Here is a 15,467-nt window from a genome sequence, read left to right on the forward strand (position 1 = left end):
ATAAGGCGTATGATAAAGGTAATATGTAAGTATGCAAGGCTAAGCGATGTTCCTAATTCTTCTGCACTTGATAATTATAGGCAGGATGTAAACCCACTCGATTATGATTTTTATCTTACTGGTGGCATATTTTACCAGGTTCTAGGAGTAACATGCAGATCTTCTATACCTTGGCTTTACATCGTTAGACATGATGAAGGAAATAATATAGATATACTTCCAGCAGTTTTATTCGATTTTGATTGGCAGAAAGTTCCTAAAGATTGGTATATACGTATCAATGGATCAACTGGGGAGAACATGGAGTTATTGCCAGAAAAATTAGTTCATATTGATCACTGGTATGAAAGGTATATTGATGAAGATCCTGCTATATTAGAAATTATATCTCTGACAATACACAATAATAGTCAGCAAGAGGGTTAGAAAATAACCTTCGTACATTAAAGTGCAAGAGGGACAAAAGCCTCAATCCAAAACGGCGAGATCTCTGTCTATTCCGAAGGCGACGCCTTAGATATCGGCATGCTCACGACCGGCACCAACAAAATCTTCTTAGGCGCGAGTGGTAGCTATGCGCAGGAAGCGGTCTATGATTGGTACCAGCGCCAAGAAATTAAGAAAAAGCGCCGGTTTAATAAACTAAGTGGCTTTGCTAAAACCCGCCGCTTAGAAAGCAAGCACACATACCAAGTCGCTCGGCCTTGCACCACCATCTCGACGAATAAGAAAGAGATTGATCTGTACGGTGGCAAAGGTGTGTCGCTGCGGGGCAGTGTTCTCCAAGGTGGCAAGCTGACGGTGGAGGCCAAAGAAGGTCTTATTCACTTGCTCACGACCATGGGCATGGACTGTGTGGAGGTGAAGAAATCCTCCAAGGATCCGTTATGGCAGTCAAAGTCTCAAAGCTTTGAGTATCACGAGAATCGCCAACAATGCCAATTCCATTATGACGAAGCGCAAGGCGGCATTGAGTTCAAAACCCCGGAAGGGATTGTGGTTGAACTCGTCACCGAAAAGCACTCCAAGGCGGATGGCAAGAAGGATAAAGGCCGGCCGCGGGAATGGCAACGGCTCAAGGATTACAGTAATCTGCCTGGCTATGAATGGATGAAGCTCCTCGACGAACGAGAGGATGTGGTGCGCATTTATGTGGATGAACGCCATGACTCTGGTCACTTTGCCCATCAAGGGATGACAGCTGCCGCGAAGATCATAATAACCATTATTATAACGCTGTGTACAGCGGGTGGAGGTCTGGCAAGCCTGGGGGCGACCGGCGGAACTGCAGCGGCTGGTGGTGCTGCAGCCAGTACGGTAACATTCAGTAGTGTGGTGTCTTCCATGGCCATGGGAGCGTTACAAGGCGGCCTTGCGGCGGCGAGTAATCAGTTGATGTTCTCCATGATCGACAATCGCTTGAATATGAAGAATGTCAGTCGAGAGATGACCTCTTCCAGTACATTAAAGAGCATCGGCCAATCAGCGATGACGGCGGGATTAGGGAAAGGCTTAAGTTATGCAACGGGTATTCCAACCACCGGTTTACATGGCTTTGAAGAGCAAGCTTGGGGCAATGCTATTACAGCCGCGGCGAGACTTGGAACGGGGCTTGCTTTTGGTGAAAAGCCGAAAGATGTCCTGAAGAGCACAGTGGTCAACTATGCAGTTGATGTGGCCTCTGGCACGATAGCCAATAAGATCGGGGATTGGCGTCTGGAAGGGTTAGATCCGGTTGTGCATAAAGGTGTGCATGCTTTAGCCGGCGGCTCGATGCAAGGATTGCTGACAGCTTTGTTAGGCGGTGACCGTAAGGAAATTCTCAAAGCCATGGGGGGAGGGGCCATGGGAGCCGTTGTTGCCGAAACCGTTGGTGAAGCCAAGGGGCTGTCAGATCTTGAAAATGGAGATCTACACGGTGGGAATTTTAGGGAGGAAAGTGCGAAGCTCTCAAAACTCTCTTCGTTGCTGGGTCAGTTAGGCGCAGAATTATCAGGATTAGATTCCTTGGCTGCTTTGCGGGCCGGTGAAAACGCGGTTGAGAATAATTGCCTACCGTTGTTAGCAGCGCTTGCCTCGACAGGAGGCGGTGCAGCGGGTGGAACGGCTGCTGCTACAGGAGTGGGTAGTACTTTAGCCTATTATGGTTCTGCAATATTGGCGGGAATAGGTCTGAGTTACTTGGCGGATAAACTTTCTGAGAATTCCATGGATGCAGCTCCAGAAGGAACAGGTTGGGTTGATGAAGGGGTAAATACGGAAGAAGGAAAAGCAACAATTCTTTCAACACCGATACCAGCTATATTGTCAGTTCTTGAAGGGTTTACACCGCCACAGTTCGATCGGCGTTATGGTGATGAAGGCTTCCAAACGTACCAAGGACCCGATGCGTCGGTGTTGACAAAGGATGGGGAGTATTCCATAAAATCTAGATTGAAAGATGCACAATTGCCAACTCAAGGAAAGATAAGGTTTATACCTAGAAAAAGCTATAATCCAAGCAAACCACTTGACCGAGGGGATTCATATGGATATGTGGATAGATTTGGGAATGAATGGACAAAAGGACCTTCAAGAACTGAAGGACAAGATTTTGAATGGGATATTCAATTGTCGAGGCAAGGTCAAAGTAAAATTGGTTGGGCATCAAGAGATAATAAACATGTCAATGTCTCTTTAGATGGAAAAATTACTCACAAATAAGGATAAGTAGAAATGAGTTTAATATTAAGGATTATTTTTGATGCTTGTACCCCTGAGCAATCAGCTAATTTATATTCAGAGATATTAAGCAAGGTATATGGTTTGAATAAAGAATTTAGAAGAGAACAATTTCGTCCTTATTGGAAAATTGAAAATTCATATGAAAGTTTGTTTATTTTGGATTCAGCCAACCTTGTTACAATAAGAGAAATTAAAGAGAAATTATTTCCCGGAAGTAAATACCTTCAAGCATCAGAAATTATATGGGATAGAAATAGAGAGCCCATAAGTAATACATCCTTAATGCCTGAAGTAAGGTGGATACATCTGGAAGTAATAGAGTAAACTTACCTGTTTGGACATTTCGTTAGGATGCCGCCCTTGAAGCAAATAGTTCACTATTGGAGAGATAAGAAATGAAAAAACATCCATATGCTCAATTCGAAAATACTGAAAACTGGAAAATATTAAAGTCAGCTTTACTTAAACTTAAAAAAAATAAAGATGTGGAGTTTAATACTCCTATGGAGTACATTTTGGGTTTTTTAGTTCAGAGCTTGTATGAAACTAAAATAAAACCTCAAACAAATAAATGTGAGCAAGATTGATGGCTGTATCAGGCACCCTCCGTCTTCTATTGTCACTACCGGGAATAAAATGATACAGGGCACCGAGAAAAAAATGATACAGTGAGCGATCCCAGATGCCGTCTTTTAAGAAATGTCAACACCGAAAAGCACTCCAAGGCGGATGGCAAGAAGAATAAAGGGCGGCCGCAAGAATGGCAACGCCTGAAAGACTTCAGCAACACGCCGGGGTATGAATGGATCAAACTCTTGGACGAGCGCGAAGATGTGGTCCGTGTCTATGTTGATGAACGGCATGAGACATCCGAGGCTCGCCATCAAGGGATGACAGCTGCCGCGAAGATCATAATAACCATTATTATAACGCTGTGTACAGCGGGTGGAGGTTTGGCAAGCCTGGGGGCGACCGGCGGAACTGCAGCGGCTGGCGGTGCTGCAGCCAGTACGGTAACATTCAGTAGTGTGGTGTCTTCCATGGCCATGGGAGCGTTACAAGGCGGCCTTGCGGCTGCGAGTAATCAGTTGATGTTCTCCATGATCGACAATCGCTTGAATATGAAGAATGTCAGTCGAGAGATGACCTCTTCCAGTACATTAAAGAGCATCGGCCAATCAGCGATGACGGCGGGATTAGGGAAAGGCTTAAGTTATGCAACGGGTATTCCAACCATCGGTTTACATGGCTTTGAAGAGCAAGCTTGGGGCAATGCTATTACAGCCGCGGCGAGACTTGGAACGGGGCTTGCTTTTGGTGAAAAGCCGAAAGATGTCCTGAAGAGCACAGCGGTCAACTATGCAGTTGATGTGGCCTCTGGCACGATAGCCAATAAGATCGGGGATTGGCGTCTGGAAGGGTTAGATCCGGTTGTGCATAAAGGTGTGCATGCTTTAGCCGGCGGCTCGATGCAAGGATTGCTGACAGCTTTGTTAGGCGGTGACCGTAAGGAAATTCTCAAAGCCATGGGGGGAGGGGCCATGGGAGCCGTTGTTGCCGAAACCGTTGGTGAAGCCAAGGGGCTGTCAGATCTTGAAAATGGAGATCTACACGGTGGGAATTTTAGGGAGGAAAGTGCGAAGCTCTCAAAACTCTCTTCGTTGCTGGGTCAGTTAGGCGCAGAATTATCAGGATTAGATTCCTTGGCTGCTTTGCGGGCCGGTGAAAACGCGGTTGAGAATAATTGCCTACCGTTGTTGGCAGCGTTTGCCTCGGCTGGGAGTGGTGCAGCGGGTGGAACGGCTGCTGCCACTGGCGTAGCAACAATGGGCAGTACCTTAGCTTATTATGGCTCTGCAATATTGGCGGGAATAGGTCTGAGTTACTTGGCGGATAAACTTTCTGAAGATTCGATGGATGCTGCCCCCGAAGGAACAGGTTGGGTTGATGAAGGGGTAAATACGGAAGAAGGAAAAGCAACAATTCTTTCAACACCGATACCAGCTATATTGTCAGTTCTTGAAGGGTTTACACCGCCACAGTTCGATCGGCGTTATGGTGAGGAGGGCTTCCAAGCTTACCAAGGACCCGATGCGTCGGTGTTGACAAGTGATTCTCTATTACCCGGTGAAGGCCAGGTTGATACATATGGTGGACTTGGTCGTATCAGTAAAAGGGGAGATAATTTGGCAAGGCATCATATACCTAATGATAATTATATGGCGTCAAGAAGAATTGCTAAAAATGATGGAATAGCTATAATGGTGGAAAGTCCTACTCCCGGTGTAGGAGGCCGACATAGAGAGATACACACATATATACCTAGGCAAGACACTACTATGCAGCCCCGTGAGGCTTTAGCTCAAAGTATTCAATTAGCCCGCCGGATATATTCTGAAGATGGAATATACACACCTGAAATACGCTCAGCATTGCAAGATGTTATTATTAGAAATAAGGTTCATTTCCCCGATCTTTATAAGAAGGACAATTTAAATGACTGAATTACAATCTCTTTATAAGTTACTGGATGATTACAGTGAGTTTAATGTTTCAGGCAACCCTGATAAATTTTTAGACTCTGCAGAGAAAATTATCTTAATTAACGATCCTAATTCAATCCCAATTCTTCTCAGTTATTTTGATGATAGCAGAGAATATGGATGGGTTTTTGAGACTCTAATGATTTCTCTGGAAAGGTATTCAGAAAGTGAGCATATTCAAGCACTTTTAAAAAATCTGGAGACACTTCTTAAAAAAGCTCCCAATTGGGCTAGCTCAATATTTAATAGAATTCTGAATACAGAGAGGGGGATAAGTTTATTTATCCAATATATCCACCTAACATCCAAAGAATCATTATTAAAACTATTTAATTTGATGGAAGTTGAATTTCCCCACCATCAGGAATTAATTAAAACACTCAAACAAAAGATGGCGTATTCCACCTAAGTTTTCCTTCTAATTTTTTTACAATAAATATCTTTTTAGTCTATGCAGAAGCGATTTCTAAGAAAAAAGAAGGGGCAAGAAGAATAAAGGCCGGCCGCAAGAATGGCAACGCCTGAAAGACTTCAGCAACACGCCGGGGTATGAATGGATCAAACTCTTGGACGAGCGCGAGGATGTGGTGCGCCTCTATGTGGATGAACGCCATGACTCCGGCCACTTTGCCCATCAGGGGATGACAGCTGCCGCGAAGATCATAATAACCATTGGCTCCGTCAAGTTGTTGAGATTAATAGGCGCCTAGTTTAAAATCCTTTTGAAAAAATGAGGGTCGAACCATGAATGAGCGGTATAAAGGCTATCGGATGCCTAAAAGCATTATTGGTTATGCTGTGAGACGATATTACCGTTTTAAGCTGAGCTTAAGAGATGTTAGTGAAATGCTTTTAGAACGCGGTGTCGAAGTTACTTATGAAACGATTCGTAATTGGTGTCGTACCTGGGGCCCAGTGTTTGCCAAAACAATACGTCGCAAGAGAGGCTCTTCTTTCAAAGACAAATGGCACATTGATGAAATGAGAATAAAGATCAAGGGAGAAATCTTTTGGCTCTGGCGCTTGATCGATAGTGACGCTGAGGAAATAGAGATTCTTCTCCAAAAAAGACGCAATGCCAAAGCCGCTATACGATTTTTGAAGTTGGCCCTTAAAAGAGTTAGAGTTTCTCCAAGGGTTATGATCACGGATAAACTGAGAAGTTACAGAAAAGCCCACCGTGTCTTATTTAAATCTGTTGAACATCGTTCTCACAAGCGCCTTAATAACCGAATAGAAAACAGCCACCAGCCAACCCGGGAAAAGGAAAGGCAAATGCGAGGTTTTAAAAGTCCTGGTGGTGCGCAAAGATTTCTCAGTAGCATGGGTGTTTTTCTGAATCTTTTAAAAGTTGGTCGATATAAATATTCTGCCCCAGACTATAGACAGAAACTTAAAATAGCTTTTGCGACATTTGATGATATTGTTTCTTCAAGCCAGAATTATGCCTAAAAATAGAAGAAAGGTGCTTCTCTAACTTCTTATCCAAACAACTTGACGGAGCCGAGGGATCTCCTTAGAGCAATCTAGGGGGGATTACTCAACATCTTTTCTTTTTAAACTTGAATAAGAAAAGATATAGTATTATGTTTTCTTTACATACACCGTTGAGAAAAGATAGTTATGGATCACAGAGTTGGAACTTACGTTACCCAAAAGGTAGCTGGGGAGCCCTATAAGGCTTATGTGCCGCCTAAATTACCACCAGAGCCTCCTGTGGACCTAACTAAGCTCTATCCCTATCTGGAAAAAGCAACTCTAGCACTCGCTGAGTTAAATAGCATTCATAAATCTATTCCTAACACCTCGCTGTTCATTTATATGTATGTCCGCAAAGAGGCTCTACTCTCAAGCCAAATTGAAGGGACACAAAGTTCATTTTCAGACTTAATGCTTTTTGAACATCATCAGAAACCACAGGTATCACTGGAAGATGTCGAGGAGGTATCTAATTATGTAAAAGCGATCACTTATGGCTTAGGGAGGCTAAAAGAAAATTTTCCCCTATCCCTTAGGCTGCTTCGAGAAATTCATGGCGTACTACTTTCTGGTGGTCGTGGTTCAGGAAAGCTGCCAGGTGAATTTAGACGTTCACAAAATTGGATTGGTGGTACAAGACCAGGTAATGCACTATTCATTCCTCCACCGGTTGATCATTTAAATCAGTGCTTATCTGATTTTGAAAATTTTCTACATGATGATAGCTTACCCGTCTTAATCAAAGCAGGCCTTGCACATGTTCAATTTGAAACAATACATCCCTTTCTAGATGGTAACGGGAGGCTTGGTCGATTATTAATTACCTTACTGCTTTGCCTGGGCGGTATGCTCGATGAGCCAATTCTGTATTTAAGCCTTTATCTCAAACAAAACCGTCATGTCTATTATGAGTTGCTCCAAGAAGTCCGCTTGCATGGCACTTGGGAAACCTGGTTGGAATTCTTTTTAGAGGGTGTCTATCGATCTGCAAAACAAGCAATCAGCACAGCTAATCTGATTAATAACCTTTTTGAGCAAGATCGGACAAAAATAGCAACATTGGGTCGTGCGAGGTTTTCGTGCGAACAAACACTAGAATATATGAAGCGATTGCCACAGGTAACTGTCCCCTTGCTCGCAAGTGAATTAGGTATGAGTGCTCCAACTGCCAGAAGCTCTCTCAATCATATGGTGGAGCTTGGAATTTTAGAGGAAACCAGTTCCAAAAAGCGCGATAAAATATACGTATACCGTAACTACCTATATATTCTTGAAGATGGGGCGGAGCCCTTTAGATCGTGATAGGGAGGAACTTACCCTTCTCTTTTTCGTAGCATGAATTCTTCACTTTCAAATCTTTGATTTTTCATCCATTTAAAAAGCTATTTTTAATGGGGTTTTCCGTGCCCCCCCTTCAACCTGCCAAATATCCTCTCATTTTTCATAATGCACTTTTGGCAGTTTCCTGGCTAGACCCATACTACAAAGGCAGTTAATGTTGTGGAGATTATCCCAAAGTGGCAGTAATCTCCTAAATGTCCCAGATCCAAATTTATAGATGAGAATTAAATTTAAAAATTTCCCTAGTTTTATTAATTTAGAGAATTCATAAAAAAATGGTTATCTATATTTATATTAAAAGCATGAGCAATAGTAATATGAGGTATCGTCAAGTTGTTGAGGTAAAAATCCAATTGTTGTAAGATTCTTGCAAAAATAAAAGGAAGCCTTTTAATTATGACAGATTATTATAAAGGATATCGAATTTCCAAAAGCTTTATCGGTTTTGCTGTCCGATACTATTACCGCTATAAGATCAGCTTAAGAGATTTAAGCGAAATGCTTCAGGATAGAGGCCTCTCTGTCACTTATGAAACCATTCGAAATTGGTGTCAAACTTGGGGTCCTGTTTATGCCAGAGGCATTCGTCAGAAAAGAGGATCAGCTTATAAAGACAAATGGCATATCGATGAAGTGAGAGTAAAAATAAAAGGGGAGGTCTTTTGGTTATGGCGACTGATTGATAGTGAGGGAGAAGAAATTGATGTGCTTTTACAAAAAAGAAGAAATGCTAAGGCAGCTATAAGATTTTTAAAGCGAGCGCTTAAAAAGTTAGGCATGCCTCCTCGCGTCATGGTGACAGATAAGCTGAGAAGCTATAAAAAGGCCCATAGAATTTTACTTAAATCTGCAGAGCATCGATCGCATAAACGCTTGAACAATAGAATAGAGAACAGTCATCAGCCGACAAGAGAAAAAGAGAGACAAATGAGAGGTTTCAAAAGTTTGCCAAGCGCTCAAAGATTTTTAAGCAGTATGGGAGCTTTTCTTAATCTTTTAAAAGTAGGGCGGTATAAACAGGGCGCTAAAGAGTATCGACAAAGGTTTATTCAATCCATCAATATCTTTAATGAGATTGTAACCTCATACCACCATTATGCCAAATAAGAGGGAAAAAACCTCGTCCGGATTATTCCTTCTAAACAACTTGACGATACCGCTATAACCTATAAAGTTAAAGCTTCAGTTTTAAAAAATTGGCAGAATTCCTAAGCCATATCTTTTTATAAAAATTATTTTATAAGCTGAATTGCTATTTCGCGACAGCGACTATTTAGGTAAGAAGTTATAGAGAAAGGATTCTCAAAAAACGTTCCTTTTTTAAGACAGCTTTTAACAAAATTAAAAATTAAGTGTTATCAAGCCTCTTGGAGTCTTATTTACTCATATTGGATTTCATAGTATATTAAACCCATAAAAACACCTCATTTATAAGACTCTATGGAAAAAGAACCTTCCGGACGGTTGATTGGGTACGCTCGCGTCAGTACAACAGAACAAGACTTAAGCCTACAACTAGATTCCTTACAAAAAGCTGGTTGTAAAAAAGCTCTCATTTTTATTGATAAAGTTTCAGGGGCGAAAGCGGACCGTCCTGGATTAGAAAAGTGTTTGTCCATTTTAGAATCGGGCGATACACTGCTGGTCTGGCGGCTCGACCGGCTGGGACGTTCCATGTCTCATTTGGTTAACCTTGTCCAATCTTTATTTGAACGCAAAATTGGATTCCGGTCTTTATGTGATGGGGCCATTGATACCACCACTGCTTCAGGTGAGCTTATATTCAACATATTCTCAGCCATGGCTCAGTTTGAAAGACGTCTTATCCAAGAACGAACCCGAGCAGGCTTGAATGCAGCCCGGGCTAGGGGGAGGAGAGGGGGCCGGCCCCCTTTAAATCCAAATGACCCGAGGGTCATTAGTGCTAAAAAGTTGCATCAAGATAAAGAGATAAGCATAGAGAAAATCTGCACAACTTTAAAAATCTCTCGGGCTAGCTTTTATAGATACTTGAAAGAAAGCTAAGCTTATACAATTAGAAAAGAGTATAGAGAACCTGGCCGCTCTCAATCCAATAATTGACTTCCTATTTTCATAACATATATGTTATATTAGGGTATGAAATGGAAAGTTAGCTACTATAATGCTGCTGTAATGCAGCAGATTCTTGAGCTGCCTAAAACACTCTTGGCTCGATACCTGAGGACTATAGATCTTATCGAGCAGTTTGGAGCTAACCTAGGGGAACCTCATACTAAACTTTTGGTGAAGGTTTATTTGAGCTACGCCTTAAAGGGCGAGAGGGGATAGCCAGGGTATTCTACTGTACAATGATTGGAAAAGAAGTGGTGATATTACATTCATTTATCAAGAAGACCCAAAAAACACCTCAGAGAGAGACTGAGATAGCAAGGACCAGGCTAAAGGAGATTAAAGATGACAAGAAATAGACCAACTCACGAAGAGTTAAAGCACTTAGCTTTTCAAAAAGAGGGGGTTGAAGCCCTTTATGAGGAACTTGAAGAAGAGTATCATCTTCTAGCTGAAATGATTCAAGCTCGCCATGCTGCTGGCAAGACACAAGCCGAAGTTGCGGAGCTCATGGGGATTAAGACATCTGCAGTCGGAAGGTTAGAGAGTGCTCTGTTTTATAAAAAACATTCACCTACTTTGACAACTCTTAAGAAATATGCTCATGCTTTAGGGTATAGGTTGGAGCTCAATCTAGTTCCTGACCATAATAAAAGTAATACAGCTTCATAGTAAAGGCCCACTATTTTTATTTTTGGGAACGTTTATCCAAAGGAGCTTGAAAGATGAGCGCTCAAGTTGGAAGATACTACCCGCTAAAGGGACGCAAGCCCAATTATCCTTCTAACACAGCTATTCGGACCCTCTCTCATATTTAGACCATACCTTAAAAGCTTCAAGTGGAAAATTTTCTTTTAGAGAATTCCAAACAGCTTCCCCATTTTTGGGACGTTTTATTCTACCACGCCGAATCTTACGTAGCTCTTCATCAGTAGCGGTCCCATGAATTTTTCCTGAAATGTCAGTGCAAGTATAACCTTTATTTAATAAATACGTCAAAAAACTACGAAGGTTATTGATATTATAAGAGTATGTTTCTTTCGCTAATTTTCTTTTGCTTTTGTGCGGCTCCAGGGGCTCTTCTGCTGAGTTTTGTTGGTTCTGTCCTACTGCCTCTTTTAATTCCAAACGCTTTTCATCATGCTCGGTGGCTTTTAAGAGGTTTCCAGTCATGAAATAAGTGAAAGCCATATTGCGATACTCTACTATTGTTGGGCTCTCCCCAGATTGGGAGATGGCCTTAAATTGCTTCTCATAATACTCCTCAGCTTTTGCATAGTTTCCAGTACCGAAGTAAGCTTCAGCGGCCATGTAGTAATGTTCGGCGGCATCTTTGTAATCCTCTGCTGTTGGGATCTTTCCAGATTGGGAGATGGCCTCTAATTTCATCTCACTGCAGCCAGCAGCTTTTGCATAGGCAGGTAGAGAGTTTCCAGTATTGCGAAGAGCGTAATACCCAACTCCCCTATAAGCGTCGGCTGCATTGCCATAATACTTAGCAGCTTGTTCATAATTTTCAGTATCGAAATAATCATCGGCGGCCTTTTTGTAATTTCTCGCTGTTGGTCTCTCTCCAGATTGGATAATGGCCTCGAGTTTTTTCTCCAGATACTCAGCCGCTTTCGCATAGTTTTTAATCTTAGAGAAGGCACTGGCAGCTTTTCCGTAATCATTTGCTGTTGGGATCTGCCCTGATTGGGAGATGACCTCGAGTTTTTTCTCCAGATACTCAGCCGCTTTCGCATAGTTTTTAATCTTAGAGAAGGCACTGGCAGCTTTTCCGTAATCATTTGCTGTTGGGATCTGCCCTGATTGGGAGATGACCTCTAGTTTTTTCTCCCGATACTCAGCCGCTTTTGCGTAGTTTCCAGACAAAAAGTAAGCAGAAGCAGCATTGCCATAATCCTTCACTGTTGGGATCTGCCCAGATTGGGTGATGGCCTCTAAGTGCTTCTCCCGATACTCAGCTGCTTTTGCATAGTTTCCAGACGAAAAGTAAGCAGAAGCAGCATTGCCATAATCCTTCACTGTTGGGATCTGCCCAGATTGGGTGATGGCCTCTAAGTGCTCCTCCCGATACTCAGCCGCTTTCGCATAGTTTCCAGCCCTAAAGTGAGCAGAAGCAGTATTGCCATAATCCCCCACTGTTGGTCTTTTCCCAAGCATTTGCATTATTGTCAAAAACTTTCCCATGAATCTTGATGACTCTGAGAATTTACCAGCACCATAATTGGAATAGCCTGCCTTTTTTAACTGCCATAAGGTTACAGCGGGTTCTAGGTCAATAATCTCTCTCCAAATACCTGCAAAATCTGGGGCCTCCGATAAACCGTCTGTTGCTTTTAATGTGAGTAACTCAGGACTCATCACAGCCATGAATGAATTCTCTTGTGGAAAAATAGGCTGGCTTTTTAAGGAGGTCAACGTAGCGGGGTCTGTATCCGAGATAAATTGAATATAATGAAAATAAAGAGCTATCTCATTTTGCGAATTAGGATCCTGTCGGTCAACAATCTTCGCTAATTCTTCCTCCAGGCTTTGCATTTTTATTGGCAATTGGTTTCTTAAGTTAAGTAAGGGGCGCTGCAAAAGGGTAGGGGCGTCGCAGTTAAGGTTAAAGTGCAAAAATTCTATATACTTGCTAGCAAAAGCAAGAGGCCCCTTGCCAAACTGAGCACAGAGCCTTGCAAACCTAATTCTATCAGCCTCCTGTGCCCAATTTTCTTTTATGTTAACATACAACCCAAGTAATGTCCGCAGGTTGCTATTTGCTATATAGAGAGTAATTGGAGAAAGGGTCTGGTGGTCTTGCCAAGGATAATGATGTTCGGCTTTGTTTCCTTTATTATATATGGACAACACAATGTCTCTCAATCCCTTGCATACAGCACTAATTGATAGAAGAGCGTTTCTATCTCCTTTTTCTTTTATGTTAAATAAATTGAGGATTTCTTCTAATATTTCATTCGGTAAAAGACCAAGGCGTAAAGGACCAAAATAATCATCCTCTGTCTGCATAGATACCACTGGATTTTCCTGGCTTGTTTTAGAAGAAGTAGCATCCTTATTTATACATTGTTTCTTAACAGAGGGTTCATCTTGCAAATAAGATTCCTCTTGCGCGCCTAAATACACCTGGTCAGCTGTTCTTTTGCAACCCACCTGTGGGAGCTCTTTTTCTGCAGCCAACGAATTGTCCTGGGCCCAAACGTTATTTTGCCCGTAGAAGAATAAGGCGCTCAACAACAGTATGGTTTTAATTTTATTGAATTTATTGTACAAATCCATAATGATTTTTCCTTATATAATAAAAGAAGCTTGATTCGGTGTTTTTATAGGATCGATTGGCAAAATACAAGAATGTACCGAAATATTTTCCCTACTTTATTAACATAATACTAGAATGGCTACAACCCCTTACAAGAGGATAAGGGAGTGTTTTCCCACTTCACGCAGCGCCTTTCAACTGACCCTATACCAAACATGGGAGAGAGTTGATGAGAGTTCTAAAAATTTGTATTGCAAATATTGAAGCGAATGGTATCTTGTTCGCAGATGAACCCTTATTGAAGCGGTTTACTCTGAGGAAATGGAGGGCTTTCACCTCATGGTAAAGAATAACAACCCTCCTTTTCCTCACCAGCTTATCCTATTTACTCCTGTCAGTTTAATTCTTTAAGTTGCTTGCTGATATAGAATTTAGGATGAGGAAGAAGATGCAATTTTTCCTGTTTGCTTAATTCATGGGCAAAGAGGTAAACTCTAGACAGAGAGCCGGAAGCGTCAAGTTAACGTAGGCAAAAAAGCTTGAGAGTGTTAGATATGAGGAAAAGGCTTAAAGGGTTTTAAAGCATGACATTAGAGGTTGCCCCGCGTCGTCATCGGTTTCCTATTTCTATTATTAGCCAGGCTGTATGGATTTATCATCGGTTTAATAATAGCTATCGAGATATTGAGGAACAGATGGCTTATCGAGGGATTCATGTCTCTTATGAAACGATTCTGTCTTGGAGTATTAAATTTTCAAGCCATTTCAGAAATGTTATTAAAAAACGAGAGAGAAAACCCTCGGATAAATGGCACCTTGATGAAATGACGGTAAAGGTCAATGGAGAGGTATTTATCTTGTGGCGTGCCGTGGATTCTGATGGATATGAACTGGATGTCTTTCTTCAGAAACGTCGGAATAGGAAAGCGGCAATTCGGTTTTTAAACCGATTATTAGGTAGTTATCCTATTCCCAGAGTCATTATCACGGATAGATTAAAAAGCTACAAAAAACCAATACAAGCTATGTGCCGAGGAACTCAACACCGATCCCATAAAGGATTAAACAATCGAGCTGAAAATGCTCATTTACCTACACGCCGTAAAGAAAAATGTTTGATTAAGTTCAAATCCCCTCAGGGTGTACAAAGAACATTAGCCCTTATGGGAAAAGTTCGTAATCTTTTTGCCATAGAGGTGGGGCGATACTTGAAAAAAGCATCGATGAGAAGAGAGGCATTTAAAGCCGCCTGCACCATCTGGTCTGAGGCGGCTCAAGAGCTTCTTTGTGTCTAATGGGTCCACTCGAGGGCATCTTTTGCACCTTCAATAGTTAACTTGACGCTTCCATTGAGAGAGAGTATCTCTGATTATCTGTCCTTATGGAAAGGGAATTCAATGATATTGAATAAATTTCCTTGAATTTTCTGTTACATGAGCATAAATTCAATCTGTGCTTTGGCAACAAAGCATAAAGATATTTTATTACTTACGCCCCGGAAAACGGTGTGTATTTTAGGATCTAAATCGTGGATGTACTTAAAAAAGTTGAAGAAATTCTAGAACCATCTCTTACCCACATGGGGTATGAAATTGTGCGTATTCAAATGTCAGGATTAAAAAGAAAAACCCTGCAGATAATGATTGATCGCCTTGATGGGACAGGAATTAAGCTTGAGGATTGTGAGCAAGTCAGCCGATACACATCGGTTCTCTTGGATCAGCATGATCCTATTAGCAGCGCCTATATGCTAGAAGTTTCATCACCCGGCATAGCCCGTCCCCTTGTAAAGCTTAGGGATTTTCAGCGGTTTATCGGACACGAGGTTATGATTAAGACACATATGCTCATTGGTAATCGCAAAACTTTTCCTGGAAAGCTTGAGTCTGCCAATGAATCTGAGGTAGTCTTAACGATAAAAAATAGCGCGAATGAATTTGAAAAAGTCAGTATTCCTTTTTCAGATATGAAGTCGGCAAAATTGCATATACCATTTAACTAACCCTATGGATCAGAGGACT

The 15,467-nt window shown here is 41.8% G+C and carries 15 protein-coding genes and 1 pseudogene; 14 read left to right on the plus strand and 2 right to left on the minus strand.

Annotation, left to right across the window (positions count from 1 at the left end; genetic code table 11):
* The first annotated feature begins 9 nt into the window (after window positions 1-9).
* The 6 genes from ID47_RS10700 to ID47_RS10725 all read left to right on the plus strand — a co-directional run bounded on the left by ID47_RS10700 (window position 10) and on the right by ID47_RS10725 (window position 5,676).
* On the plus strand, window positions 10-426 hold the full coding sequence (locus ID47_RS10700) for a hypothetical protein (protein ID WP_038466430.1): 417 nt from the start codon (window positions 10-12) through the stop codon (window positions 424-426).
* 99 nt (window positions 427-525) lie between these two features.
* Window positions 526-2,703 (plus strand): polymorphic toxin type 17 domain-containing protein, encoded by a 2,178-nt coding sequence (locus ID47_RS10705; RefSeq protein ID WP_038466433.1) that lies wholly within the window; start codon window positions 526-528, stop codon window positions 2,701-2,703.
* Window positions 2,704-2,715: 12 nt separating this feature from the next.
* The gene (locus ID47_RS10710) at window positions 2,716-3,048 is read left to right on the plus strand and encodes a hypothetical protein (protein WP_038466436.1); all 333 of its coding nucleotides are present in this window, start codon (window positions 2,716-2,718) and stop codon (window positions 3,046-3,048) included.
* Window positions 3,049-3,119: 71 nt separating this feature from the next.
* Window positions 3,120-3,311: a hypothetical protein gene (locus ID47_RS10715; RefSeq protein WP_038466439.1), complete on the plus strand. Its 192-nt coding sequence runs from the start codon at window positions 3,120-3,122 to the stop codon at window positions 3,309-3,311.
* An 81-nt stretch (window positions 3,312-3,392) separates the two neighbouring features.
* Window positions 3,393-5,228, plus strand: coding sequence for a VENN motif pre-toxin domain-containing protein (locus ID47_RS13320; protein ID WP_198022296.1), 1,836 nt, complete (start codon window positions 3,393-3,395; stop codon window positions 5,226-5,228).
* A complete protein-coding gene (locus ID47_RS10725) occupies window positions 5,221-5,676 on the plus strand; it encodes an Imm30 family immunity protein (RefSeq protein ID WP_038466442.1) in 456 nt (151 codons plus the stop codon). The genes ID47_RS13320 and ID47_RS10725 overlap by 8 nt, the downstream gene beginning before the upstream one ends.
* A 40-nt stretch (window positions 5,677-5,716) precedes the next feature.
* Here the strand turns inward: ID47_RS10725 and ID47_RS13060 are convergent, their stop codons facing one another.
* Complete coding sequence (locus ID47_RS13060; protein WP_156956745.1) at window positions 5,717-5,881, minus strand: hypothetical protein; 165 nt, start codon at window positions 5,879-5,881, stop codon at window positions 5,717-5,719.
* Window positions 5,882-6,011: 130 nt separating this feature from the next.
* Between ID47_RS13060 and ID47_RS10730 the strand changes: the two genes are divergently transcribed.
* The 6 genes and pseudogenes from ID47_RS10730 (at window position 6,012) to ID47_RS10755 (ending at window position 10,850) form a co-directional block, all read left to right on the plus strand.
* Window positions 6,012-6,719 carry an IS6 family transposase gene (locus tag ID47_RS10730; RefSeq protein WP_038466445.1) on the plus strand — a complete coding sequence of 236 codons (708 nt, stop codon included), beginning with the start codon at window positions 6,012-6,014 and terminating at the stop codon, window positions 6,717-6,719.
* A 171-nt stretch (window positions 6,720-6,890) separates the two neighbouring features.
* Window positions 6,891-8,048, plus strand: coding sequence for a Fic family protein (locus tag ID47_RS10735; protein ID WP_038466448.1), 1,158 nt, complete (start codon window positions 6,891-6,893; stop codon window positions 8,046-8,048).
* Between the two features lie 435 nt (window positions 8,049-8,483).
* Window positions 8,484-9,194 (plus strand): IS6 family transposase, encoded by a 711-nt coding sequence (locus ID47_RS10740; RefSeq protein WP_038466451.1) that lies wholly within the window; start codon window positions 8,484-8,486, stop codon window positions 9,192-9,194.
* 333 nt (window positions 9,195-9,527) lie between these two features.
* Complete coding sequence (locus ID47_RS10745) at window positions 9,528-10,112, plus strand: recombinase family protein (RefSeq protein WP_038466454.1); 585 nt, start codon at window positions 9,528-9,530, stop codon at window positions 10,110-10,112.
* Window positions 10,113-10,205: 93 nt separating this feature from the next.
* Window positions 10,206-10,537 (plus strand): annotated as a pseudogene (locus tag ID47_RS13980) (type II toxin-antitoxin system RelE/ParE family toxin).
* Complete coding sequence (locus ID47_RS10755; protein WP_038466459.1) at window positions 10,524-10,850, plus strand: helix-turn-helix domain-containing protein; 327 nt, start codon at window positions 10,524-10,526, stop codon at window positions 10,848-10,850. The pseudogene ID47_RS13980 and the gene ID47_RS10755 overlap by 14 nt, the downstream one beginning before the upstream one ends.
* 120 nt (window positions 10,851-10,970) lie before the next feature.
* Here ID47_RS10755 and ID47_RS10760 read toward each other — a convergent pair whose 3' ends face one another.
* A complete protein-coding gene (locus ID47_RS10760; RefSeq protein ID WP_038466462.1) occupies window positions 10,971-13,466 on the minus strand; it encodes an F-box protein in 2,496 nt (831 codons plus the stop codon).
* A 564-nt stretch (window positions 13,467-14,030) separates the two neighbouring features.
* Here ID47_RS10760 and ID47_RS10765 point away from each other — a divergent pair.
* A complete protein-coding gene (locus ID47_RS10765) occupies window positions 14,031-14,741 on the plus strand; it encodes an IS6 family transposase (protein ID WP_038466464.1) in 711 nt (236 codons plus the stop codon).
* Between the two features lie 233 nt (window positions 14,742-14,974).
* Window positions 14,975-15,448, plus strand: a complete 474-nt coding sequence (locus ID47_RS10770) for a ribosome maturation factor RimP (protein ID WP_038466467.1) — start codon at window positions 14,975-14,977, stop codon at window positions 15,446-15,448.
* Window positions 15,449-15,467: the final 19 nt, after the last annotated feature.

It is taken from the genome of Candidatus Paracaedibacter acanthamoebae (assembly GCF_000742835.1).
Classification (GTDB): Bacteria; Pseudomonadota; Alphaproteobacteria; order Paracaedibacterales; family Paracaedibacteraceae; genus Paracaedibacter; species Paracaedibacter acanthamoebae.

Excerpts from the sequence above, each read along its gene's own strand:
- ID47_RS10710 (WP_038466436.1), top strand. The coding sequence starts at position 2,716 with ATGAGTTTAATATTAAGGATTATTTTTGATGCTTGTACCCCTGAGCAA.
- ID47_RS10765 (WP_038466464.1), top strand. The coding sequence starts at position 14,031 with ATGACATTAGAGGTTGCCCCGCGTCGTCATCGGTTTCCTATTTCTATT.
- ID47_RS10700 (WP_038466430.1), top strand. The coding sequence starts at position 10 with ATGATAAAGGTAATATGTAAGTATGCAAGGCTAAGCGATGTTCCTAAT.
- ID47_RS10755 (WP_038466459.1), top strand. The coding sequence starts at position 10,524 with ATGACAAGAAATAGACCAACTCACGAAGAGTTAAAGCACTTAGCTTTT.
- ID47_RS10730 (WP_038466445.1), top strand. The coding sequence starts at position 6,012 with ATGAATGAGCGGTATAAAGGCTATCGGATGCCTAAAAGCATTATTGGT.
- ID47_RS10735 (WP_038466448.1), top strand. The coding sequence starts at position 6,891 with ATGGATCACAGAGTTGGAACTTACGTTACCCAAAAGGTAGCTGGGGAG.
- ID47_RS10705 (WP_038466433.1), top strand. The coding sequence starts at position 526 with ATGCTCACGACCGGCACCAACAAAATCTTCTTAGGCGCGAGTGGTAGC.
- ID47_RS10715 (WP_038466439.1), top strand. The coding sequence starts at position 3,120 with ATGAAAAAACATCCATATGCTCAATTCGAAAATACTGAAAACTGGAAA.
- ID47_RS13060 (WP_156956745.1), bottom strand. The coding sequence starts at position 5,881 with ATGGCGTTCATCCACATAGAGGCGCACCACATCCTCGCGCTCGTCCAA.
- ID47_RS10760 (WP_038466462.1), bottom strand. The coding sequence starts at position 13,466 with ATGGATTTGTACAATAAATTCAATAAAATTAAAACCATACTGTTGTTG.
- ID47_RS10745 (WP_038466454.1), top strand. The coding sequence starts at position 9,528 with ATGGAAAAAGAACCTTCCGGACGGTTGATTGGGTACGCTCGCGTCAGT.
- ID47_RS10725 (WP_038466442.1), top strand. The coding sequence starts at position 5,221 with ATGACTGAATTACAATCTCTTTATAAGTTACTGGATGATTACAGTGAG.
- ID47_RS10740 (WP_038466451.1), top strand. The coding sequence starts at position 8,484 with ATGACAGATTATTATAAAGGATATCGAATTTCCAAAAGCTTTATCGGT.